The 20435-nt window shown below is 55.8% G+C and carries 24 protein-coding genes; 14 read left to right on the top strand and 10 right to left on the bottom strand.

The window, feature by feature from the left end; all coding sequences use genetic code 11:
- Positions 1 to 81: 81 nt before the first annotated feature.
- Positions 82 to 1140: an alpha/beta hydrolase family protein gene (locus PMI32_RS11445; RefSeq protein WP_008030786.1), complete on the bottom strand. Its 1059-nt coding sequence runs from the start codon at positions 1138 to 1140 to the stop codon at positions 82 to 84.
- A gap of 367 nt (positions 1141 to 1507) precedes the next feature.
- Here PMI32_RS11445 and PMI32_RS11440 point away from each other — a divergent pair, with 367 nt between their 5' ends.
- Positions 1508 to 2206: an ion channel gene (locus PMI32_RS11440; protein ID WP_008030788.1), complete on the top strand. Its 699-nt coding sequence runs from the start codon at positions 1508 to 1510 to the stop codon at positions 2204 to 2206.
- 69 nt (positions 2207 to 2275) lie between these two features.
- Here the strand turns inward: PMI32_RS11440 and PMI32_RS30890 are convergent, their stop codons facing one another.
- Positions 2276 to 2410, bottom strand: coding sequence for a hypothetical protein (locus PMI32_RS30890; protein WP_008030790.1), 135 nt, complete (start codon positions 2408 to 2410; stop codon positions 2276 to 2278).
- A 202-nt stretch (positions 2411 to 2612) separates the two neighbouring features.
- Between PMI32_RS30890 and PMI32_RS11435 the strand changes: the two genes are divergently transcribed.
- Both PMI32_RS11435 and PMI32_RS30450 read left to right on the top strand, forming a co-directional pair.
- Positions 2613 to 3062: an anti-virulence regulator CigR family protein gene (locus tag PMI32_RS11435; protein WP_008030792.1), complete on the top strand. Its 450-nt coding sequence runs from the start codon at positions 2613 to 2615 to the stop codon at positions 3060 to 3062.
- Positions 3063 to 3195: 133 nt separating this feature from the next.
- On the top strand, positions 3196 to 3687 hold the full coding sequence (locus tag PMI32_RS30450; protein WP_008030793.1) for a hypothetical protein: 492 nt from the start codon (positions 3196 to 3198) through the stop codon (positions 3685 to 3687).
- A 79-nt stretch (positions 3688 to 3766) separates the two neighbouring features.
- On the opposite strand, the gene PMI32_RS11430 is transcribed toward PMI32_RS30450, so the two are convergent.
- The gene (locus PMI32_RS11430; protein ID WP_008030796.1) at positions 3767 to 4201 is read right to left on the bottom strand and encodes a GFA family protein; all 435 of its coding nucleotides are present in this window, start codon (positions 4199 to 4201) and stop codon (positions 3767 to 3769) included.
- 27 nt (positions 4202 to 4228) lie between these two features.
- Positions 4229 to 5170: a carbon-nitrogen hydrolase family protein gene (locus tag PMI32_RS11425; RefSeq protein ID WP_008030798.1), complete on the bottom strand. Its 942-nt coding sequence runs from the start codon at positions 5168 to 5170 to the stop codon at positions 4229 to 4231.
- Between the two features lie 103 nt (positions 5171 to 5273).
- Between PMI32_RS11425 and PMI32_RS11420 the strand changes: the two genes are divergently transcribed.
- The 3 genes from PMI32_RS11420 (at position 5274) to PMI32_RS11410 (ending at position 6895) form a co-directional block, all read left to right on the top strand.
- Positions 5274 to 5963, top strand: coding sequence for a winged helix-turn-helix transcriptional regulator (locus PMI32_RS11420; RefSeq protein WP_008030799.1), 690 nt, complete (start codon positions 5274 to 5276; stop codon positions 5961 to 5963).
- Between the two features lie 42 nt (positions 5964 to 6005).
- Positions 6006 to 6332, top strand: coding sequence for a low molecular weight protein tyrosine phosphatase family protein (locus PMI32_RS11415; protein ID WP_008030801.1), 327 nt, complete (start codon positions 6006 to 6008; stop codon positions 6330 to 6332).
- Positions 6333 to 6421: 89 nt separating this feature from the next.
- Complete coding sequence (locus tag PMI32_RS11410; protein ID WP_008030804.1) at positions 6422 to 6895, top strand: DUF6130 family protein; 474 nt, start codon at positions 6422 to 6424, stop codon at positions 6893 to 6895.
- Positions 6896 to 6967: 72 nt separating this feature from the next.
- Here the strand turns inward: PMI32_RS11410 and PMI32_RS11405 are convergent, their stop codons facing one another.
- Complete coding sequence (locus PMI32_RS11405; RefSeq protein ID WP_008030806.1) at positions 6968 to 7921, bottom strand: LysR family transcriptional regulator; 954 nt, start codon at positions 7919 to 7921, stop codon at positions 6968 to 6970.
- Between the two features lie 215 nt (positions 7922 to 8136).
- Here PMI32_RS11405 and PMI32_RS11400 point away from each other — a divergent pair, with 215 nt between their 5' ends.
- The 3 genes from PMI32_RS11400 to PMI32_RS11390 all read left to right on the top strand — a co-directional run bounded on the left by PMI32_RS11400 (position 8137) and on the right by PMI32_RS11390 (position 9561).
- Complete coding sequence (locus PMI32_RS11400) at positions 8137 to 8877, top strand: AzlC family ABC transporter permease (protein WP_032828838.1); 741 nt, start codon at positions 8137 to 8139, stop codon at positions 8875 to 8877.
- Entirely contained in the window at positions 8874 to 9200 is a 327-nt protein-coding gene (locus tag PMI32_RS11395) for an AzlD domain-containing protein (RefSeq protein ID WP_008030811.1), read from the top strand. Before PMI32_RS11400 ends, PMI32_RS11395 begins: the two co-directional genes overlap by 4 nt.
- A 148-nt stretch (positions 9201 to 9348) precedes the next feature.
- Complete coding sequence (locus PMI32_RS11390; protein WP_008030813.1) at positions 9349 to 9561, top strand: DUF1059 domain-containing protein; 213 nt, start codon at positions 9349 to 9351, stop codon at positions 9559 to 9561.
- A 128-nt stretch (positions 9562 to 9689) separates the two neighbouring features.
- Here the strand turns inward: PMI32_RS11390 and PMI32_RS11385 are convergent, their stop codons facing one another.
- From PMI32_RS11385 to PMI32_RS11375, 3 genes are all read right to left on the bottom strand, one after another.
- Positions 9690 to 10577, bottom strand: a complete 888-nt coding sequence (locus PMI32_RS11385) for a DUF2950 domain-containing protein (RefSeq protein WP_008030815.1) — start codon at positions 10575 to 10577, stop codon at positions 9690 to 9692.
- Positions 10578 to 10603: 26 nt separating this feature from the next.
- Positions 10604 to 12103 (bottom strand): DUF3300 domain-containing protein, encoded by a 1500-nt coding sequence (locus PMI32_RS11380; protein ID WP_008030817.1) that lies wholly within the window; start codon positions 12101 to 12103, stop codon positions 10604 to 10606.
- A 514-nt stretch (positions 12104 to 12617) separates the two neighbouring features.
- Entirely contained in the window at positions 12618 to 13019 is a 402-nt protein-coding gene (locus PMI32_RS11375) for a hypothetical protein (RefSeq protein WP_008030819.1), read from the bottom strand.
- Positions 13020 to 13360: 341 nt separating this feature from the next.
- Between PMI32_RS11375 and PMI32_RS11370 the strand changes: the two genes are divergently transcribed.
- A complete protein-coding gene (locus PMI32_RS11370; protein ID WP_008030821.1) occupies positions 13361 to 13855 on the top strand; it encodes a cupin domain-containing protein in 495 nt (164 codons plus the stop codon).
- 147 nt (positions 13856 to 14002) lie between these two features.
- Here PMI32_RS11370 and PMI32_RS11365 read toward each other — a convergent pair whose 3' ends face one another.
- Positions 14003 to 15196, bottom strand: a complete 1194-nt coding sequence (locus PMI32_RS11365; RefSeq protein ID WP_008030823.1) for a Fic family protein — start codon at positions 15194 to 15196, stop codon at positions 14003 to 14005.
- 834 nt (positions 15197 to 16030) lie between these two features.
- On the opposite strand from PMI32_RS11365, the gene PMI32_RS11355 reads away from it, so the two are divergent.
- Positions 16031 to 16387 carry a hypothetical protein gene (locus PMI32_RS11355; RefSeq protein ID WP_443216526.1) on the top strand — a complete coding sequence of 119 codons (357 nt, stop codon included), beginning with the start codon at positions 16031 to 16033 and terminating at the stop codon, positions 16385 to 16387.
- A gap of 158 nt (positions 16388 to 16545) precedes the next feature.
- Here PMI32_RS11355 and PMI32_RS11350 read toward each other — a convergent pair whose 3' ends face one another.
- A complete protein-coding gene (locus PMI32_RS11350) occupies positions 16546 to 17466 on the bottom strand; it encodes an aromatic alcohol reductase (protein WP_008030830.1) in 921 nt (306 codons plus the stop codon).
- A 99-nt stretch (positions 17467 to 17565) separates the two neighbouring features.
- Here PMI32_RS11350 and PMI32_RS11345 point away from each other — a divergent pair, with 99 nt between their 5' ends.
- From PMI32_RS11345 to PMI32_RS11340, 3 genes are all read left to right on the top strand, one after another.
- On the top strand, positions 17566 to 17979 hold the full coding sequence (locus PMI32_RS11345) for a winged helix-turn-helix transcriptional regulator (RefSeq protein WP_032828850.1): 414 nt from the start codon (positions 17566 to 17568) through the stop codon (positions 17977 to 17979).
- 316 nt (positions 17980 to 18295) lie between these two features.
- The gene (locus PMI32_RS29390) at positions 18296 to 19291 is read left to right on the top strand and encodes a putative phage abortive infection protein (protein WP_008030836.1); all 996 of its coding nucleotides are present in this window, start codon (positions 18296 to 18298) and stop codon (positions 19289 to 19291) included.
- Positions 19292 to 19374: 83 nt separating this feature from the next.
- Entirely contained in the window at positions 19375 to 20232 is an 858-nt protein-coding gene (locus PMI32_RS11340; RefSeq protein ID WP_008030838.1) for a hypothetical protein, read from the top strand.
- Positions 20233 to 20435 lie beyond the last annotated feature (203 nt).

The following is a 20435-nucleotide window of genomic DNA, read 5'->3' on the forward strand; positions in this document are numbered from 1 at the left end:
GATTCAACCGGTCGATGCAACAGATTGGCTAAATCGTTCAGCGGTTTTTTGTCGAGCTGCGGCAGTTCTCCTACAACGATTTTACAAGCTGTTCTCTTTGTAGATAGATGACTGAAAAAACTCTGCTATCAGCGAAGTAACCTGCTGTTGGATCAAATCCCGCGGGCGAGCGCCATTACCATCGCCATCCCGGCAAATGATGCCATCGCCTGGCACTTCTTCTTCGAGCATCGCTTCTGCGCCCGGTTTGCACACTGACAAGAAGCTGAAATGGCTTGCGTCGCTGATTTCGACGTAGCGGCTTGACGCCGGAGGCAGGCGCTTGGCCAGGTTGGCAGACTCCAGCTCAGCGGGAAGATCGTGCGACGGTACGCCGGCAGCGATCACCAGCGTTGGTACCGGCAGCGCAGCCAGGCTTTCATCGGTCATGCCCCGTGAAAGGCCCAGGTCCAATGTGACCACAGCCGTGACGCGTTCATCGCGCAAATCGGCGGCCAACGCGCTCTTTGATTCTGAGGTGCTGGCGGGATTCATCTTTCCATAGACGGAGCAACTTGCTAACTGTGGGTGGGCTTTGCAGTCATGGGCGAAGCGGTCTGGATCGAAACGGGCACCGGCGATCTCCAGGGCGGTCCAGCCGCCGAGTGAATGGCCCACTACTGCAATTCGGTCATTGGCGACCAGGCCGAATTTTTCCGGTTGAGCCGTGACCCCATCAATGGCTCGGCTCACATCAACGGGCCGCTGCCATAACTGCGCTGCTGCTTTTGGGCTACGGTCATGAGTGGTGGAGCCAGGGTGATTGATTGCAGCGACGATGTAACCCCTGTGAGCCAGAGCGCTGGCAAGCCAGATCTGGTTGCTCCAGTTTCCTCTGTACCCGTGGGAGAGCACCAATAATGGATGCTTGCCAGCAGCGGGCGGCGCGTCACGAACGGCAGAAGCCCCGACGAAAACCACATCATCGCCAATCAATTGCGTGGCGGCGGTCGTTGCACTGGGGTACCAGACGACCATTTCCAGTGTGCGGTCATTGTGCGCATCCGCCAGTGTGGAAGAGCGGAAGCCGACAGGGTTCTCGCCAGCGAGCGCGATAGTCGTCAGGCAGGTCAATAACAGGGCGCTAAAAGCTATTTTCAATGTCGTTTCTTCCTTGAGTGGACAAGTACATGGCAACCGGAACCCGCCGTCAGGCGCATCCATCTTCGTATGGAGTCGAAGCTCATGGGGTTGCCTATAAGCACGGACATTAAAGCCCACATTCGAACCGCCGCGCACAACTTTCATCATTAACGCTGTTCGCGGTCTTTAGTGAGAAGGCTGAACGCTAACTTTTGGCCGATTGCTGTCAGTCGATCAGGGTAGAAATCGACCCATAGTTGTCCGGCTGAATCCTCTCACATGCATTCGCGACTAGAATTCCACTGCCGACACTTCTAAAACCAGGCCAGATTTATAACCTGTAGCGCCAGGTATCGAACGTTGTTTCGGTCTATGGGAAACCGCTATGACAGATCCGAAAAACAAAACCGAATCCGACGAGGATCTAGGTCAGATGGTCATAGGGCGAGGGCCCTGCACCTATCTGTTGCTGCTCTTACTTGGATTGATCCTCCTGTTTCCCTTTCTTGAGGAGGGCATATTTGCCCGCACGTTGCTCGGCATTCTATTTTCAACCGTGCTGCTCGTGGGCGCTTTCGCCACCCGGCAGACTCGGTGGGGGTTCATCCTCAAACTGGGCCTGGCGTTGCTTGGGGTTGGCCTGCAATGGACGGCGTTGTGGGTTGGGAGTATCGCGATTCTTAATCTTGCCGGGATAGCTTATGCGGCATCTCTGGCAGTCTCGTTCATCGGAGTGCTTCGCTATATTCTCCAGCGCGGGCCGATTACGGCCGACAAGCTGCATGGCGCGCTTGCGGGTTACATCCTGCTGGCCTTCGTCTGGTCCTTCGTCTATGCCTTGCTCGAGATATCCAGCGCTGGCTCATTCGGCCCAAGCCACCTCGACTTTGGACAGCCCGGCACGTTCTTCAAACTGATCTATTTCAGCCTCACGACACTGACGACCACCGGTTACGGTGATGTTCTCCCGTTGACCAACCATGCCCGCTCACTTGTGATGGTCGAAGAATTTTCAGGCGTCTTTTATGTGGGGGTTGTGATAGCGCGGCTTGCCGGTCTTTATCCGTCGAATCAGGCCAAGTGACTCTCGATTTGCTGTGGCCGAACCGATGCCGTCAGTCGGAAGGTTATGTTCGCTGTTGATCGCTTTTCACTACGACTTCTTCGACGGGTAGTTGCCACGCAAGCCCCTGGACTTGTTGCCGGTTTTGCCGGGCAGGTTGGGCACCACCGGGCGGGATCTGGGCTGAGGGTTGGAGCGGCTGCGGGGTTGAGGTTGTTTGCTCATTGTTCACCTCCTGAAAACGCCTGGCTACTTGGCGCTCTGCATTGACACTTGGCTAGTGTGCTACGAGTTACCAGAATCCGCAGCACGCAAGTGCAGACAAAACGGGCGTGGGGCCTGGCCATAAATAAGCGGAACTGGAACTCACATCGTCAATAGCGTCTAAATTTCAGAGAGACAACCCGCCACTCTGAGGGAACGACTCATGCACAGATCACGCTCATTGGTTGCCGCGATTACATGCCTTGCGCTGGTTTGCGGCTCAGCGACCGCATTGGCTGATCCTGGTAATGGAAAGGGCCAGGGAAAACCGCAAAACAATCAAGTCCATGGCAATCAAGGCGGCAAAGGCAAAAACGCCGGAGGCGGCGATTGGAGTCATGGCCCCAGTATCAATCAGGGAAGCATTCTCGGGATCGTTGGCGAGTACAGGGACTACTGGAGTCCCGGCCCTGCGTTGCCACCCGGAATTCAGAAAAACCTCGCTCGAGGAAAGCCGCTTCCACCCGGCATTGCGAAAAAGCTGGATGGACGCCTGATTGGCAGGTTGCCGCATTATGATGGATACGAATGGCAGCAAGCAGGCACCGATTTGATACTGGTCGCACTGGCAACCGGGATCATCTATGAAGTCCTCAACGGGGCCTTTGACTGATACTTGAACCCTGCGGTTGCGGTGCTTTTACCAGGTGGTGAGCGCACCGCACTCCGTCCGTCGCAGGAGTTGAACTGTCGCCGGGCAATTGCGTCCTAATGCATGCGATATCAACCACCTTACGGAAGCAATCATGCTTTTAAAAAACAAGAGTTTCGTTGCTGTCATGTCATGCGCCCTCATGCTTGCAGCCGCCCCATTACTCCCTGCTGACCTCTCTGTCATGAACTCCGCCTATGCGAAGGACGGTAACGGAGGCGGTAATGGCGGTGGTGGTGGTAACGGCGGCGGAAACGGTGGTGGTAATGGCGGTGGCCACGGCGGCGGTACAGGTGGCGGTCACAGCGGTTCCGATCACGGCAACGCCAACAGCAACGGCCATGGGAATGGACTGAGCAGCGATCATGCCGGAAGGGCTGTTCGCGACCGTGGCGAAAGCGGAAACCACTACGGCAGTGACCGCAATGGTGAGCGCGGTCATGGCACAACGACGTCTGGCATCGCCCATTCCAAAGACACTCGCGGCGTGGCCAAAGCCTCCGCAATCTCGGCCTCGACACCCGGGGATCACAACGCGAAAGGGTTGAGCAAAGCCGGGACGTCGGTTTCAAAGAAATCGCACTGATCAGCGTCACTCGCAGCACGCAACCCTGAACAAAACGGGCGCCCGACAAGGCGCCCGTTTTTTTACTCCGGTGTCAGCGTTATTCGTCCACGCTGATACCCGATCCTCCCAGTTCGTTGGGAACATCCTTCAGCTTGGGCAATCCATCCTTGATGCGCAGCACGCTCTCCTGATAGTGCACGTGAACGCCTGGCGAGTACGCGAGATCCGGAATGATCGCGGCATACACGTCGACGAGCCCCATCTCCGGGTGTTCAGTGAAGAGATGCCCGCCACACGTCTTGCACCACTTGCGGTAACTCTGCGGTGTCTTGTTGTAGGTGCCGATGTTGTCAGCCCCGCGAGTCACCTGCACCGCCTCGGGTTTCCACAGCGTGAAGGCGTTGACCGGTCCTGCTGACCAATGCCGACACGACTCGCAATGGCAATAACCCATCCCGACCGGCTCGCCACTGACCGTGAGCTCGACTGCGCCGCAAAAACAACTGCCCTTGTAAGACCGTTCACTGTTCATTGCATAACTCCCGTCAATGGTTTGCCTTCACCCGTCGATATAGCGCACCGCAGTCGCCGGTGTGCGCCGCACCTGCAATTCGAAAATGTCAGGGCGCGCGTAATGCCCGGTGACGTCGAGCGCTCGCCGCGCTGGCGCCACCTGTGCGACGTCGATGTCCGCATACAAAATGCCGGCCTCCCGGTGCAGTGGACCGGCGACGATCCGGCCTTGCGGATTGACCACCACCGAGTCGCCGTCGTTGATCCATTCCTGCGGATCGGGAAACAGTTGCGCACGCGCCGGAAAGTCTTCGGGGATGTCGCTGCCGCGCAGTGCGGTGCCACTGCCGAGCACCCAACAGCGTCCTTCGAGTGCAATGTGACGCATCGTGCTGATCCAGCCATCGCCCGTGTCGTACGTGGGGGCGACGTAGATTTCCACTCCTTGAGCATAGAGTGAATAACGTGCCAGCGGCATGTAGTTTTCCCAGCAGATGAGCGCCCCCACGCGACCAACCGGTGTCTCGACCGTGCGCAACCCGCAGGCATCACCGAAGCCATGCACCATGCGCTCGGGATTCGTTGGCATCAGCTTGCGGTGTCGGTTGAGCACAGCGCCGTTCGCGCCGATAACGACTACGCTGTTATAGAGCGTGCCGCCGCCATTGCACCGGTCGCATTCATTGATGCCGCAAACGATCGTCACGGCGTGAGCCCTCGCGACCTCGCACAAAGGGCTCAGGTCACCGTTCGTAATATCAACGGCGTTGGCCAGCAGCTGCGTGTGCAACTGGCCCATGACAGCCCCGTCCTTTCCCGCCGCCAACCGCCAGATCCACGACGGGTAACCTGGAATGAACGATTCGGGCAAAACGATCAGCGAAGCTCCCGCCGCCGCAGCTTCGGCGACCGATTGCACGGCCCGGGCGATCGTTGCGCCGCGGTCGAGCAGCACGGGCGGGCGCTGAATAATGGCAACCTTGGTCATGGCGTTCACCTTTGGTTCTTGGCTTCGAAGGCTTGAGCGTGCGCGTGGCGAAGCGGCGGGGCTAGTTCAGAATCTGAAGCGTTGTAATTGCGGAGCCCAGGCAATGGACGAAAGCTACGGTCAGTTCTGCACGGTCGCACGCGGTGCCGAAGCTCTGTGTGAGCGCTGGACACCTTTGGTCGTGCGCGAACTGTTGTGCGGCAGCAAGCGCTTCAACGAGCTGCACCGCGGCGTCCCCCGGATGTCCACCAACCTGCTGACACAGCGGCTGCGCCATCTGGAAGAAATCGGCGTCGTGCACCGCACGGCCACGGGCAAAGTCTGGGAGTACAGCCTGACCGAGGCGGGCAAGGAGTTGCGCCCGATCATCATGGCGCTGGGTCATTGGGGCGCACGCTGGATCGGCAGCCGCCTGCGCGATGACGAACTCGATGCGGGCTTGCTGATGTGGGACGTGCGTCGGTTCGTGCGCATCGAAACATTCCCGCCCCGACCGGTGGTCATCCACTTCACGTTCCGCGACGCACGGCCAGGCGAACAAGCGTGGTGGCTCGTGGTTGAAGAGGGGGTAGCCGACCTGTGCCGCGACGACCCTGGCCGCGAACTGACCCTCGTCGTGGACTCCAGCGTGCGCGCATTGACCGAGGTGTGGACGGGCGACCGCACACCGGGGGACGTTCTTCAGTCGCGAGAGCTGCGTGTGGATGGCGCCGTACAAGATGCGAAAAGCCTGTGGCGCTGGCTTGGCACGAGCGCGTTCGCGGGCACCCGGAGTGCGGCAGTGACCCGGTAATTCGCCTGAGTCCCAGGCGCGTTAACTGTCGGGAGTCATACGATGTTGAACGTACTTTTCATCTGCAGCGAAAACCGCCTGCGCAGCCCCACGGCCGAACGACATTTTGCTGACTGGCCCGGCGTGAAAACCGCGTCGGCGGGCATCAGCAACGATGCGTATGTTCCGGTCAGCCTGGAACTGCTTCGGTGGGCTGAACTGATCGTTGTCATGGAGCCCATTCATCGCAACAAACTGATGGCTCGATTTGGTTCGGAACTGGCGGACAAACGCGTCGCTTGTTTGGACATACCGGATGTTTTTCAGTACATGGAGCCGGCGCTGATCAAGCTATTGGATGAGAGGGTTGCGCGGTATTTACCTTCCTGAAGTGAGCGGCAAAAGACCCGCCGTCAGCCCTGCAATGCATTCTCTGCAATGGACTAGCCTTGAGTAACATCACGCGGGAGTAAAACGCCATGTCCCTCGCTCTCAGAAATCTGTTTGTCCTGGTCTTGGGCGGCTTTTTTTGCATGGCCGCATTCGGTGAAGGAGAAGCAGATGCCGATCACCCACCGGCAATACTCCCACTGGAATCCGAGACGCTGCCAGAACTCATTGCCTATCCACCGCTTGCCGAGCCGTTGGCCCGCGGCGTTGTCATCATCCAGTATCGAACAGAGCACGCCAGGATCATGCCGGTGTTTGGCAAGGCAGCGGGTGAAGTTTCACCTCGTCTCAGCCACCTCCACGTGACGGTCGATGACTGGAAAGGTACGTGGGCGCATACCAGTGACGGCCCGATTATCCTGGTTGGACTGACGCCCGGTGCTCACAAGGTTCTTCTGGAAGTGGCCGACCCGACGCACAAGATCCTCACCGGTACGACAGTGAGTTTTACCGTTCCCGAGAAGAAATCATCGAACGTCTCCCACATGGATACTGGTGGCTGAAGCGTTCAGCGGGTGTTTCATCGTCTGGTGTTTTTCAGGGGCGGCTAGTTAGCTGCCATCTTCGTGAATCGCTCACTTGAACTGAGCAACCAGCCAGTCCTTTAAACGCCCGCACGCAGGATCATCCGCCTTCTTCTCATTAATCATCAAATACTGAACCGCCTCCCTGAGCGTCAGCTCTTCCGTCACCGGCCGAACCAGGCGCCCCTGCTGTACCAGATGCCTCACCAGATGATCCCAGCCCAGGGCGACACCTTGATTGTCCAGTGCCATTTGCACCAGAAGGCTGTAGTCATTGCTGCTGAAATAGTGCGGATTTTCCGAGGCCGGGATCTTCAGGTCATGGGACTGGAAAGCGAACCACACATTCCAGTCGACCTGTTCCGTCAACTGGGAACGGCCATAAGGGTTCAGGTCCAGCAGCACGCTGTTGCGCATGCCCTCCAAAGTGCTCAGTTCTGGATGCGCTTCCAGATAACCAGGCGTGCACACGGGATAGACGACTTCGTGAAACAAGGGGATTCGCAGATAGCCGGGGCGCAGATCACTGGTCTGGGTGATGAAAATGTCCGGAATGATTCCGGGCTCCATCACCAGAAAATGCTGGGTGGTGATGACATTCAGGTCGACATCGGGATTGGCGCTGAAGAAGTCTTTGAGCCTGTGGGATAACCAAAGCGCTGATAAGGCGGGCGAGCAGCAAAGTGTCAGGGTGCGCTTGTCGCTTTTTTCCCGACGGATTCTTTCGGTTGCTTGAAAGATGTTGAGCAGGGACAGCTGCGCAGCATCGAAGAGCGCTGTGCCCGAGGCTGTCAGCCTGACTTCCCTCCCGGTGCGCGTGAACAACTCGGTGCCCAAGTAGAGTTCCAGCTCGCGAATCTGACGGCTGATCGCCGCCTGGGTGACACACAATGCCTCGGCGGCCCGGGTGAAGTTCCGGTATTTGGCAGCGGCCACGAAGGATCTCATGGCCTTGAAGGACGGCATTGAGAGCAGGGCCTGATCAGGCTGGGAGCTTTTAGCCATAACAAAAACTACCTGTTTTCTCGAAAAAAAAGTCGGTTCTGCCCATCGGGCTCCGGGTCCACACTCTACCGCACGATGGGCTGCGGACCATGGGCCAGGCAAAGATCTGAGCAGATGACGCGCAATAGCCCCAGCTTACCCTGTATCGCGCAGCAAAATAGCCGGCGTCACGGCCCATCGAACCGTCAGCGCGAACACCAGACCAAGGAGTCGAAATGCCGTATCGAACAGCGAGGGAAGCGTTCATGCAAGGTGTCCGGGCGCTCATTCCATTGAGTCCCGGCGTCGTTCCTTTCGGCCTGCTGACGGGGGTCATGGCGATCAACATGGGCATGTCGCCCGGCACGACCATGGGCATGACGCTGCTGTTCTACTCGGGGTCCGCGCAGATGGTTGCACTGCAACTGCTGCATACGGGGGTTGTGCCGCTGGCGATTGTCGTCACTGCGCTGGTCATCAACTTGCGCTTCATCATGTACAGCGCGTCACTGGCGCCTTACATGCACCACTTGCCCAAGCGCTGGACGTGGCCTTTGTCCTACATGCTTTCTGACCAGTCCTACGCGCTGTGCAGTCTCAAGCTTTCTTCAGGCGAGCTGGGGGCATTCGCGCATCACTACTATGCAGGCACCGCCGTGGCGATGTGGCTGTCCTGGCAATTGTCGGTATTGGCCGGCGTCTACCTGGGCGCAAGCATCCCCGAAACCTGGTCGTTGAGCTTTGCCATACCGCTTTCCTTTCTGGCGCTTCTGGTGCCCGGCATACGTAACGCGGCGAGCCTGGGGGCCGCGGTGGTCGGAGGGATGCTCGCGGTGTTGGCGATCAACATGCCCTACAACCTCGGGCTGGTCACCGCTTCCATCGGCGGGGTCATGGCGGGACTGTTGATCGAGACGGTTCGCAAGCGCCCATTGAGCGAGGCGCGGGTCCATGACGTCGAGAGGGAGACACCATGAATGATTTAGCTTTGTGGGGGATGTTCCTGGCGGTCGGCCTGGGAACCTTCGCCATGCGCCTTTCCTTTGTCGAACTGTATGGCCGGCTGCGCATCCCGGCATTGCTGAGTCGGGCCTTGCTTTACGTACCGGCGAGTGTGCTGGCGGCTCTTGTGTTGCCTGCGGTGGTGTACCCCAACGGGCAGAGTGAGTTCGTGTTGAACAATCCGCAGATACCCGCCGCCATTATCGCGGCCTGGGTCGCCTGGCAGACTCGCAATACAGTCCTGACACTGGCGGTCGGGATGGGCGGGGTGTGGTTATTCAAGTTCATCGGGCTGTAATGCGCCGGGTGCAGCGGGCTCGAAGTGCTTCATAGGAAACTGCGTCTTGTGGCGGGCCTATACTTCAAACGTCAGAACACTCGATGCGACCTACGTCGAGTGATCGTTCACGCAGATTACGACCTGCCTTCATCGAGAGGAGAGGATCATGGCGCGTAAATACATCGACTGCCGCGAGTTTCCAAGCGATACCAAATGCTCGGTCGCGCTCTGCGCAGATTCTGAAAACGAACTGCTCGAGGCTGCCGCACAGCATGCGGTCAGTGTTCACAAACACACCGACTCACCGGAACTGCGTGCTCAACTGAAAACGATGTTTCACGACGGCACCCCTCCCGTTGAAGCACCGCGCTCGGTTTAGCAAAAAAAAAGGGACAGGCTGCGATTAGATGAGAATTGTCGTCTGTCCCGTTTTTCTATGGGCACCCTCAAAGGTCCCGGGGGATTAAAACGTACTACCCGGTAACGGGCTGGCGGGGCGGAAAAATACTACTGCTTCTGATCTTCCACCTCCTTCCAACTGTCGTCTGGATCAAACCGTTTCATCGACTGCGCCAGTTTGTAACCGTCAGGTCCCAAGTCTTTCTCGAACACTTGGCCTTCATGACTGATCATGAAACTCATCACCCCGGTGTCTTTATATTTCGTCGGCCAGGCGATCAGTGCAAAGCCGCGACTCATCTTGTCTCCGATAAGGTAACTGTAGGCGCCACCCGGTGCCGAAGGACCCTGGCCTTCAAGGATGCGAAAGTGGTAACCGTGCCAGTCTTCGTCGGCAATGCGTTGGCCGAACAAGGGGCCCAGCGGGCTGATCTGACCGCTGTTGTCGTCCTGCCAATAGAGCCCGTCGTGCTTGCCGGCGGTGCTGAAAAACTTCTGCGCATACTCAAGGGCGCCGTCACCGTCACGGTCCTCTGACGCATAGTCCATCTGGGCGTCGTGGTACGTCAGCGCCGATTGCAAGGCGGCCAGTTCGTTGCGGCCAATACGACGGACACGGATTTCTGCGCTGCCGGCCTTAATGTCAAAGCGCCAACCTTTCTCCACTTTTGTCATGGGGATCGGCAATGTCCAGTGGTCACTGCCCACCGACAGGATCGCCTTGCGGTCGCTGGCTTTTTCAATGGCATGTTGCTCGTGGTATTGCTTGATGAACGCATCCACATCACTGCGTTCCACGCCTTCGCGCGGGATGAAACTGCGCCATTCACTGCCCAGCAATTCTGTCAGGCGTGCCTGATCGGCGTGTTCCGTACCCAATGCGTCGACGAACGCTTGAGCGGCTTTTTCTGGCGTGGGAAATACCTGCTGTGCCGTGACAACGCACGACCATGCCAGGCCGGCAGCGATCACCAAGGCATGAGCGGGCAGGCCCATGAGCGTATTCATTCGAGGATAGTGTTTCAACGACGGCCCCCCCCCCTTTGACGCGCAGGCGGACTGGATGGCCGACTGACCTGATGGCCAGCTGATCGCGCCGCACTGGGACGTTGCGCGGATGCCTGACTGGCCCGTCCACGATTGACCTGCGCGCTGGTTTGGGACGGTGCGCGGGCGCCGGCGAATGCGTTGTTGCGGGCGCCGCCCTGACTGGCGGCGGGTCGTTGTGGCGCCCGTTGTGGCGCCGTTTGGCGCGCCTGGGCACGCTGATTGGCGTCGGCGGTCTGTCTTCTGGGCTGCTGACTCTCGCGAGTGTTTCGGGCTGTGCCTTGGCCCCTGTCAGCTGCCTTCGGTCTGTCTGCGCCTTGGCCCCTGTCAGCCACCTTCGGTCTGTCTGTACCGGCTTGCTTGCGATTGACGCCCGCAGTCTGGGCGGCACTCGCTCGATCACGGGCTTCGCGGTTACTGGTCGCAGGTCGTTCAATACCGTGCCTGTCCATCGAGCTTCGGGCTTTTTCACGGGCCTGGGCGCGCTGGGCATTGTCCCCGCGATAGGCATCACGCTGGCTGGCACCATCCAGTTGGCGGCCGTACTGTTGGCGGCTCCTGTTGTCGCGATAGGGCACGCCATCGCGGTGAATGGAGTTGTGCTGCCAATTGTTATTGGTGATCTGGTTATTACGGTTGATGTTGTTGTAGCGGTCGATGTCGATGTCGACATCGTTATTGCCCCAGTCACATTCACCCCACAAAGAGGCGACGATCGCGACGCCAGTCCCAAACGCCAGCCCGGCCATCAATGCCGAACCGGGGTAATAGGCGGGCGGCGGAGGGTAGTAAACAGGAGGTGAAGCCGGGTAGGCCCAGGTGCCGTAGGTTGTTGTCGGGTTGTAGGTGGGGACGTACACCACCTGCGGATCGGAGGGCTCAATGATAATGGTGGTGTTGTTGGCAGGGAGCTGAGCCGGCGCTGGCGCTGAGGGGGCTGGTGCGGGTGGCGCCGCGGCCTGAACCGTCACGTTTTGATACTGGTTGCTCTGCAGGTTGCCGGCTGCTTGCGCCTGATGACGCAAGCGTTGCACACCCTCCATGACATCATCGGGCTGCGCCAGGAATGCATCACCCAGGCGTTGTACCCAAACGGGATCCTGTCCCAGCGTTGCAAGGACCTGCGGAAAGGCCACCAACGCCTGCACGCTCGGATCCCACGGCTGGCTAGCCACTTGTTTGACCGCATCATCACCCTTGGCATCGGGGTGCGCCTTGGACCAGGTCACCGCCTCGGTGACTTCCCCAGGGTAAGTTGTGGCCATCAGCACCTGAGCCAGCAACGGGTCAGGGTAAAGCGCAATGGGCGCCAACATTTGATCCAGCTGCTCTTCGGTAAACACCGCGTCTTTGACCGCCGCCGCGACAGGCGCCGGCTCGGCAGCGCTTGCGGCCGCCTCCACTGGCTGCGCAAGAAGGGCAGGGCTGCTCAGAAACAGTACGGCTGACATCGCGAAAAACAACGGAATGCTCATCGCGCGGCCTCCATGTGGCCAGGCAGGTTTGAAACGACTGGATCAATGTCGGAAAGGTGAAAGCAGGTAGCCTCAATGCCTCAGGCTAAGGGTAGTAGGTAAGATATTTTTCGCCATGAGTTTTGTGTGGTGGTTTTTGGGTTGCCCTTTGCGTAGCGATTTGGAGGCGCGTTACCCACGCCTTGCTGGCCTGAGCCGATGCACAAATTGTAGGAGCGAGCCTGCTCGCGATGGACCTGAGGATGACGCGTTTATCCAGCAAGCACGCGTTTTCGTTAACGTCCATCGCGAGCGGGCTCACTCCTACAAGGGGATCGTCCGAGTTTGACCCTTTGTCGTCTCCCGACTGAGCACACCTTTAAGGGTGTTTACTTCTTGCCAGACCTTGTCTGTACAGAGAAGAGCGCGATGAGCAAGTCAGGAAGGGTAAGCTCGCTGACAGTGTTTTGCGCCCGCACGAAAAAGCCCGGCTGATCAGGCCGGGCTTTTTGGGTATTGCGGTGACGCGATTTGTTTATACAGCGCGGCTTTCGATCAGGCGGTCGGAGCCACCTTCGGCAACGCGGTTTTCGATCAGACGGTCAGAGCCACCTTCGGCAACGCGGTTTTCGATCAGGCGGTCGGAGCCACCTTCGGCAACACGGTTTTCGATCAGGCGGTCGGAGCCACCTTCAGCTACACGATTCTCGATCAAACGATCCGAACCACCTTCGGCCACACGGTTTTCGATCAGACGGTCGGAGCCACCTTCGGCTACACGATTTTCGATCAAACGATCCGAACCACCCTCAGCCACACGACTTTCAATCAGACGATCCGAGCCGCCTTCAGCGACAACCGGGTGAGCGGACGAAGCGGCGAAAGCGTTAACTGCAAAAACCGAGAAAGCGATGCTGAGGAAGAGTTGGCGTTTCATGGTGGTGTGCTCCGGGGTGTTGTTGGTTGGTATGGAGCAGATGTTACGCCGCGGATTTTTTAAGAGAACTTCATTGACGTGATGGTGACCATTGACGGCATTGATAGGGCGAGCAGCCTACCTCTGGTGAGTGTGATGATGGGGGGCAGCCCCGGCAGCCGGAACGTGACAGCGCATTGATTACATTGCGTATCAACTGTAATGCGCGACAACGCCATTCTCATCACCGCCAGTGACAAATACAGTAAGCCGCACGCGACTCGCCTCGAATTGCACACCGAATTTACTAGCGGCGCAGGTGACGACATCATTTTTTTTACTGCGTAATCAAGGTGCCTTTCATGATTAAGAACATTATGAAAACTGCTTGTCTGGCTGCACTTATTGTCACCAGCGCCACAATGCCGCTCGTCCAGGCACAACCATTGCCACTCGATAAGGTCGGTGCTTTACATAATGAAGACGTTGAATGGCATAGCTTTCCGGCTTTCCCGAAAGAAGTGAAACTGGCTGTGCTGGCCGGCGACCCGAGCAAGCCAGCACCCTACGTTGTAAGAGTCAAAGTGCCGAATGGCACAAAATTAATGCCCCATACGCATCCTGAGGATCGTATCTATACCGTCATGTCCGGTGTTTTCTATATTGGCTTCGGTACTGTTTTCGATCCGGCCAAGCTGGTTGCTTATGGCCCAGGCAGCGTAGTGATACTTCCGGCCAATACGCCACACTTTCACTGGGCTAAATCAGGAGAGTACATTTCACAAGTTTACGGAACGGGTCCGCTAGGCCTTGAGTATGTTGATAGCCATGATGATCCTCGGAATGCGTCGAAGTGAGGTCGTGAATTAAGGGGTGGATTTATTCACTCAATAATAAAACTGTTCCCTTTATCGATAGGGTGACAGCTGTGCTCAGGTTGGCGAACTGGCACAGAGAACACCGGTAGACCCGTAGATCTCCCGCGTACAGCTGCCATAGAACCGCTACTGAAACCGCCGATGCAAATCCGGAAAAATATCCTGGGCAAACCAGGCGGGCAGGCCGGGTGTGACGATCCGGGATTTGGGCGTTTGGCTTTCCACCAAGCCAACTTTGATCAGCCGCGACAGCTCATCGATTGCCGGGCGTGGGGTAAGGCCGGTGAAGGTCTTGAATTCGTTGCGCGGCAGGCTTCCTTGAGTGATTAGCGCGATCATCGCCGGCGCGCTTTCCGGGCGAATACCTTGTTGTAGAAGTTTCTCGTTGTTGTGAAACGCGCGTATGACACGCTCCCGAATTTTGGACGGGTCTACCGCTGCGGTCATGTAATCGACCTGATCGTGACAAACCTGCAGCATGAACTCGATGAATTCGAAATAGCGTCGCTGAGACAACTGACCTCGTCCGTCCAGATCACCCTCTCTTGGGCGGTCGGCCATGGTCAGAGCGGCGTAGTAATTCTGGTGTTGCCTTGCCAGCCCACGAGACAGCGACCACAACGTTGGTCGCAGTCCCAGGCTCACCAATTGAAGATGAGTGACCAACCGGGCAACGCGACCATTCCCGTCCGCGAAGGGATGAATCCAGGCAAGGCGATGGTGGTAGGCAAGCGCAGCAATCAGCTGGCGACGGGAATCCGTCTGCCGCCCGAATCCTGCCTGAAGGTGCCGCAACATTCCGTCTACAGCGCGAGCGTCCGGAGCGTCATGATTGCCAACTACAACGTTCTGGCCTGTGATCGATCGCAGGGTGCCGGGCTGCATGACCGAGCCATCGGACAACGTGCGCTCCGCGTCACTGGCCCCGCGAAAAAGCCGTTTGTGTGTCGTGCTCACAAGCTCGGGCGCAAACATGTCACCCCAGTCGAACGGCGCACGCTGGCGCAACGCCCGTTCGAGCAACGCTTGCACCGCCATTTGTTCAACCGCGAGATTTTTGAGCTGCTTGCGGTCTTTGACCGGTGCCGCTTGCGCTTTTTGCATCTCGGCAGGCTCGGTGTATTGCCCTTCGATCAGGTTCGAATAGTACGTATTGGTGATTTGCAGGAGACGGCCGAGGCGTGCAGCGGTTTCGGACGGCAAGCGGCCGGCTAGAAATTGTGTCTTTCTGGGCAGCGCGTCCGCGAGCGCAATAATCGATGGAGGCAACGTGTCAGGGAGAATGGGGTCGAGCCAGGTTTTTGATGTGATCAGGGACATAGCGGTTTTTACCGTATTAAAGTCTTCACATTTTATTTCACATACTGACTTGATGAACAAGCGCTAATTTATTGGGCTGTAGAGGTTTTCTTGGAGCTTTAGCGAAAAATATCTTCACATTTTATTTCACATATTTTTTGTGGAAGTCGCTTCGGCCGACTGGCTCACAAATGGATCCTTCGCCGTGTTGACGTGTAGATCGCAACTGCCGAAAAACGGGTGCTTGTGCGCAGTCATCTCAGTCAGATGCACAAACTGTAGGAGCGAGCCTGCTCGCGATGGACCAAAGAACCCCGCGTTACTCCAGGAACCCCGCCGCTACGTTCAAGACCATCGCGAGCAAGCCCCGGCAACTGAGTCGGCCTGTGCGGCGGGATGGGTAGTGCCAGTCATGGGGACTATGCTGTTGCTGGACCAGTTCACGGTTGAATAGACTGCCTTCTTTGGCGTCTCGCGAGCAGCGTCACGTCTACTTCTTGAATGTTTTTTGCCCCGAGGAATATCTGGCCTGTCGTATGGCCGCCCTCAGGTACCACTATGAACCGCCGCCACGTTATCAGCTGATTAGAAAGATGGAGCTTCTGTGATCCCAGGATATCGCGCCCGCATTTACCGTTTCATCGGTGCACTGTTATTCCTGCTAGTTGCTTTTTTGTGGGCTCTGGATCTATATAACGCTCTGACCACTTGGCAATTAGACGCATTGACAGGGCCGCGTCGAAACACGATTAACGAACACCTTGTATTCGACGAACAACCAGAGCGCTTCGTTTTGTATCTGCTGCAAAAAGTCTTGTTTTTCTTTTTATCCGTCGTAGTAGGGCTCGGTATGCTATGGGAGGCTCTGTGGGGGCGACGGGCGTTCAAGCACCGGCAATAACGGCAATTTGCTCACCGTTTGCGGTCCGAACCTTTTTGATTGCAGCGCTGCTTTTAGTGCCTGCCGTTCTCTACATCGGGTACTACGAAGCGCTTGAAGACGGTGACATCGAGACCATCCTGTTTATCAAGAAGCACCCGACTGTTCAGATGAAGTTCTACAACATCCACGCCAATGATGGAGAGATCAGAAGAGTAGAGCGCCTTACGGAGGAGGAACGGAAGTGGATTATCGACTACTGCAGATACAGATTAGGAATCGACACGGCGTTAAAGACTCAGGACGACGTTGAAGTTTGCAGGAAGAAATAACCAGCGGTTGAGCAACACGGGTGGTCAGATCCAGAGACAAAAAAACGGGCGCTTGTAGCGCCCGTTTTCATTCACTCCTTCGCCTGCGCCCGCAATCGCCGGCCGAAAAAGTCGTCCCTTTTCGGTCCTTGCGGACACACATCCCCAGCGCTACGCGATCAGAGCAAATGCTGCTCGATCCACTCTGCAACGGTGGTGGTGTTGATTTGCCGTTCGGCGTTGTAACTCTGCGCCTTGTCCCAGGCGACACCTTTGCCCTCGGCAAACACTGCCCGGTACTTGCGCGTCGCATCATCGGGGGCGGCGGCCAGGTCAGCCATGAGCGCGGGTACTGTCCATTCGACACGCTCGACCGTGCGGTTCAGCAAGCGGTCGACGGTGTCGGCCAATTGCCCGTAGGTGAGGGTGTCACCGGTCACGTAGACAACCTGATTCACCAGCACCGGATCGAACAGGATGACGGCGGTCAGCCGGCCGATATCCTCCGGCGTGGTCACCGTCACGGCAGTGTTCCAACTGCCCAGGGCGCGTACGGTGTTCTGCGCCAGATCGACCACGCCGAACGCGGGCTCGAACAGGAAACTGGTGAACATGCCGGTCGAAATGATCAGCCAGTGCAGCCGCGATTGAGCGCGCAGCAATTGGCGCACATCCAGTTGCTCGTCAAACAGATCCTGCGGGCTGCCCCGACCGATCACGTCGTAGTCCACGCCGAACTGCCAAGGCACATACCGTTTCACATCCGACTGCAACGCGGCACGGGCGAGTTTGACTTGCGTCCCGCTACCGGCGACAAAGCCGAGGCAACTGATCAGCGTATCGAAACCGCTAAACCGCGCGGCTAGCTGCTCAATGGAATCATTCACCACATCGCCCGGCAGCACCTCGATACCCAGCGTGTCCAGTTCTTCGAGCGTTTGGCGTTTGTGCGCCGACGTGGTATCGATGGCCGACGGCCGCAGCATCACCGTAACGCGAGCCTCCGGTCGAGCGGCCAGCTCGCGCAGTACGGCCATGCCAAGCTCGCCGGCACCTAATACCAGAATGTTTTCGGTTTTTGCAGGATTGAGCGGGTGCATCGACAACTCCCAATGAATGATCGGCAACGATTGTTTTTCTATCCTGTCACCCTTGGCGAACGTTCAGAAGAAGGCACACGCGTGATACTGCATGACGAAATGAGTGAAGAAGAGGTGATCCGCCAGTCGCAAGCCGCGTGCGATGCGCTCAGCGCCGAGGACGACGGACTCAAGCGCGAAGTGCTGACCCATGCGGGCAATCGCTGGTCGCTGGGTATTGTTCATACCCTGGGGAGCGCGGGGAAATTGCGTCACGCCGAAATTGGAAGGCGCTTGGAGGGTGTTACGCAACGCATGCTGACTCGCAGTTTGAGGCAACTGGAACGTGATGGGTTGATTGTGCGGTTTGATCACGGCGAGGTGCCGCCGAGGGTGGATTATGAGTTGACGGCGTTGGGGCGCAGTTTTTTGGCGCGGATGGTGCCGTTGTGGAGTTGGCTGCTGGAGAATGCGGAGGGTTTTCGGGCTGCGCGGGTGCGGTTTGATGATGAGAACCGATCTGGCGAGGCATAGGAATGAAAGCAGTGGCGGAGGAGTTCGTAGTAGGTTTGTATTTGGAGAAAAGGGTGCGAGATTGTGGGCGGCTGCTATCGATCACAAGGAGCCTGTCGGATGAGGAATTCGGAGGTAGTTCAGGTCTGAATCGTTAAGAGATGCCTGAAGAAAAAATGACTAGTTCTATGCGGTCGGACGAGGGACCATCTATTTTATGGTGATCGGGCCCAGCTTAGTCAGCTAAACTGGGTGCAGGTCGATCGCTGAAGAATTTTAAACTAGCAAGTCAATGCTAGCCAATATACAAAAAGACTTAATAGCTAGAGAGCAAAAAATGAAAGAATCTCGTAATTTTTTCTACAAGACCGATCCTGCAGAGCCAAGCTCACCACCAAGTTTACACATAAGAAATGTTATCTTGGTCTGCTTCGGGGTGATTATAGTTTCCGTTCTTTCATATGCTTTAATTCTGATTATAAAGACTTGGCCAATCGACGAGTATTCAATTTCCAAGGCTGGGACTTTTGGAGATAGCTTTGGCGCATTGAACAGTCTATTTACGGGGCTCGGTTTCGCTGGCTTATTAATTACAATTTTCTTACAGCGTGAAGACCTAAAGCTTACAAGAATGGAACTTTCTGAGACCAGGGCGGAGATAAGACTCCAGAGCAGGACATTTCAACAGCAACAATTCGAAGAGTCATTCTATCGTCTTCTCGCCTTATATAGAGAAAATCTCACTCAGCTTTCAATTAAGTCCGAGGGCAACTCTGGCACGCGAATTTATGGTATCGATGCGCTTAGCTTTCTCCAGCAAAAATTCGATGCTGCTTGTGGCACCCAACGTATAATGACATTCCCATCAGATGCTAATAGTAACGACAAGGATGATTACACTTATTGGCTCTATAAGACCTGCAGCATGATCTTTTTTCGACAAACCAGATACACTGAGACGTTAAATGCGATCTTATCTCTTATTGAAAATGAGTGTTTTCTGTCAGAAAAACGAGAGCACTATCTGAAGATTTTATCCTCTCAGTTCACTATCTATGAAATAAAGTTTTTATTTTATCAAGCCTTTCTAAATCCAAATTACCATGCATTGCGATCCAATATTTCAACGTCGCCATCATTCCAAGAGCGATTTTCCTCGTCGAGTATCCCGGTAGGTCATTGCAAGAGCTTTGAATACTTGTGGCAAATACATCTGCCCCAAAAAGAATTTAACGCTGATCGCCTTTTCTCTGTTGATAGTTTCAAAGCGGCTCGGAAGCGAACAGCTCAGCGCCGCCAAGTCAAACCAGAACAAAGCCTCCAAAAGACTTAGTCAAATGTGATGCTGCATTTGAAATGCCACAATAGAGACAAAAAGCAATGCAAATTAATTAAACTTGATATTAGGTTCCGTAAATGTCCTCTCCTCACCCAACAGACGAGCAAATATTAACGGCGCTTGAGAAATCAGGCTTTCTTTTTGAGCAAGAGATCGCAACCATTCTAGAGGGGAACGGATTCCATGTTGAGACATCTTGGTCGTACTTAGATCTAGACACAAAAAAATCCAGAGAGATAGATCTTCGTGCAGTAAAAACCTATCTTCACAATGAAGAGCACAAAATTCAGATTTTTGCAGAAATTCTAGTTGAATGCAAAGATTCAAGTTCTCCTTTCGTTTTTCTAGAGCGTCAAAAAAATAAACGTGAAACAACCACATTCCACCCTAAAGAGTATATTTTTCCTCGTAAAACCTATCGTAAAGAACTAAGTGCAAACTCGTTCAGAGAGATTCCGGCATTTACTCATTTAGGACTCGCTCCTTCGCACTACTATTTTAAATACCCGAACAAGGCCACTCAGTTCTCGAAGATTGTGAGGAAAGGGAGCGACTGGGTTGCTAACCATGAAGGAATTTATGACTCGCTATTCCTCCCTATTGCTAAAGCAGTAGACGCGAGCCTTAAATCTCTACCTGGCTCTAGGAATACTGGTGAGTGGCGTATTGTATGGTTAATATTTCCTGTAGTAGTTCTGCGCGACCACCTAATGACACTCACCATGGATGGAGAGGATAAATCTTTGACAGAGAAAGGGCGCGTTACATTTGTGCGCAACTTAGACTCCGACACCCTTAAAGGTGACTACCTTGTTGATTTCGTGACATCCCATTATCTGCAAAACTATCTTGACAACGATGTTGGGCAATTTGTTTCTGCAATTGCAGATTTAAGCATTTCCTCCCCGGAGCTCATCAGAGGCGATAAAGTCTAGATTATTGATTTAGATAAATAGTACGTATTTAGTAAGATTTTTTAGCAATGTTGACCGGCGATCCCGCTCTTCTGATTTGCCGCTTATGGTCGTTCTTTGCCGGTCATGTTTACTAAAGGGGCTAATCCGGTGGAAATGGCTGGCTAGGTCGCATGCAAATGGGTGGTCAAGTCAATGCATTAACCAGGTGTCAGTAGATTTAG

The sequence above is a fragment of the Pseudomonas sp. GM60 genome (assembly GCF_000282415.1).
In the GTDB taxonomy this organism is placed as follows: Bacteria; Pseudomonadota; Gammaproteobacteria; order Pseudomonadales; family Pseudomonadaceae; genus Aquipseudomonas; species Aquipseudomonas migulae.

Coding starts and splice junctions, on each gene's coding strand:
- PMI32_RS29390 (WP_008030836.1), top strand. CDS start 18,296: ATGAAAGAATCTCGTAATTTTTTCTACAAGACCGATCCTGCAGAGCCA.
- PMI32_RS11380 (WP_008030817.1), bottom strand. CDS start 12,103: ATGAGCATTCCGTTGTTTTTCGCGATGTCAGCCGTACTGTTTCTGAGC.
- PMI32_RS11395 (WP_008030811.1), top strand. CDS start 8,874: ATGAATGATTTAGCTTTGTGGGGGATGTTCCTGGCGGTCGGCCTGGGA.
- PMI32_RS11405 (WP_008030806.1), bottom strand. CDS start 7,921: ATGGCTAAAAGCTCCCAGCCTGATCAGGCCCTGCTCTCAATGCCGTCC.
- PMI32_RS11440 (WP_008030788.1), top strand. CDS start 1,508: ATGACAGATCCGAAAAACAAAACCGAATCCGACGAGGATCTAGGTCAG.
- PMI32_RS11385 (WP_008030815.1), bottom strand. CDS start 10,577: ATGGGCCTGCCCGCTCATGCCTTGGTGATCGCTGCCGGCCTGGCATGG.
- PMI32_RS11430 (WP_008030796.1), bottom strand. CDS start 4,201: ATGAACAGTGAACGGTCTTACAAGGGCAGTTGTTTTTGCGGCGCAGTC.
- PMI32_RS11365 (WP_008030823.1), bottom strand. CDS start 15,196: ATGTCCCTGATCACATCAAAAACCTGGCTCGACCCCATTCTCCCTGAC.
- PMI32_RS11410 (WP_008030804.1), top strand. CDS start 6,422: ATGTCCCTCGCTCTCAGAAATCTGTTTGTCCTGGTCTTGGGCGGCTTT.
- PMI32_RS11350 (WP_008030830.1), bottom strand. CDS start 17,466: ATGCACCCGCTCAATCCTGCAAAAACCGAAAACATTCTGGTATTAGGT.
- PMI32_RS11390 (WP_008030813.1), top strand. CDS start 9,349: ATGGCGCGTAAATACATCGACTGCCGCGAGTTTCCAAGCGATACCAAA.
- PMI32_RS30890 (WP_008030790.1), bottom strand. CDS start 2,410: ATGAGCAAACAACCTCAACCCCGCAGCCGCTCCAACCCTCAGCCCAGA.
- PMI32_RS11435 (WP_008030792.1), top strand. CDS start 2,613: ATGCACAGATCACGCTCATTGGTTGCCGCGATTACATGCCTTGCGCTG.
- PMI32_RS11415 (WP_008030801.1), top strand. CDS start 6,006: ATGTTGAACGTACTTTTCATCTGCAGCGAAAACCGCCTGCGCAGCCCC.
- PMI32_RS11425 (WP_008030798.1), bottom strand. CDS start 5,170: ATGACCAAGGTTGCCATTATTCAGCGCCCGCCCGTGCTGCTCGACCGC.
- PMI32_RS11420 (WP_008030799.1), top strand. CDS start 5,274: ATGGACGAAAGCTACGGTCAGTTCTGCACGGTCGCACGCGGTGCCGAA.
- PMI32_RS11370 (WP_008030821.1), top strand. CDS start 13,361: ATGATTAAGAACATTATGAAAACTGCTTGTCTGGCTGCACTTATTGTC.
- PMI32_RS11355 (WP_443216526.1), top strand. CDS start 16,031: ATGGGAGGCTCTGTGGGGGCGACGGGCGTTCAAGCACCGGCAATAACG.
- PMI32_RS11345 (WP_032828850.1), top strand. CDS start 17,566: ATGAGTGAAGAAGAGGTGATCCGCCAGTCGCAAGCCGCGTGCGATGCG.
- PMI32_RS11400 (WP_032828838.1), top strand. CDS start 8,137: ATGCCGTATCGAACAGCGAGGGAAGCGTTCATGCAAGGTGTCCGGGCG.
- PMI32_RS11375 (WP_008030819.1), bottom strand. CDS start 13,019: ATGAAACGCCAACTCTTCCTCAGCATCGCTTTCTCGGTTTTTGCAGTT.
- PMI32_RS30450 (WP_008030793.1), top strand. CDS start 3,196: ATGCTTTTAAAAAACAAGAGTTTCGTTGCTGTCATGTCATGCGCCCTC.
- PMI32_RS11340 (WP_008030838.1), top strand. CDS start 19,375: ATGTCCTCTCCTCACCCAACAGACGAGCAAATATTAACGGCGCTTGAG.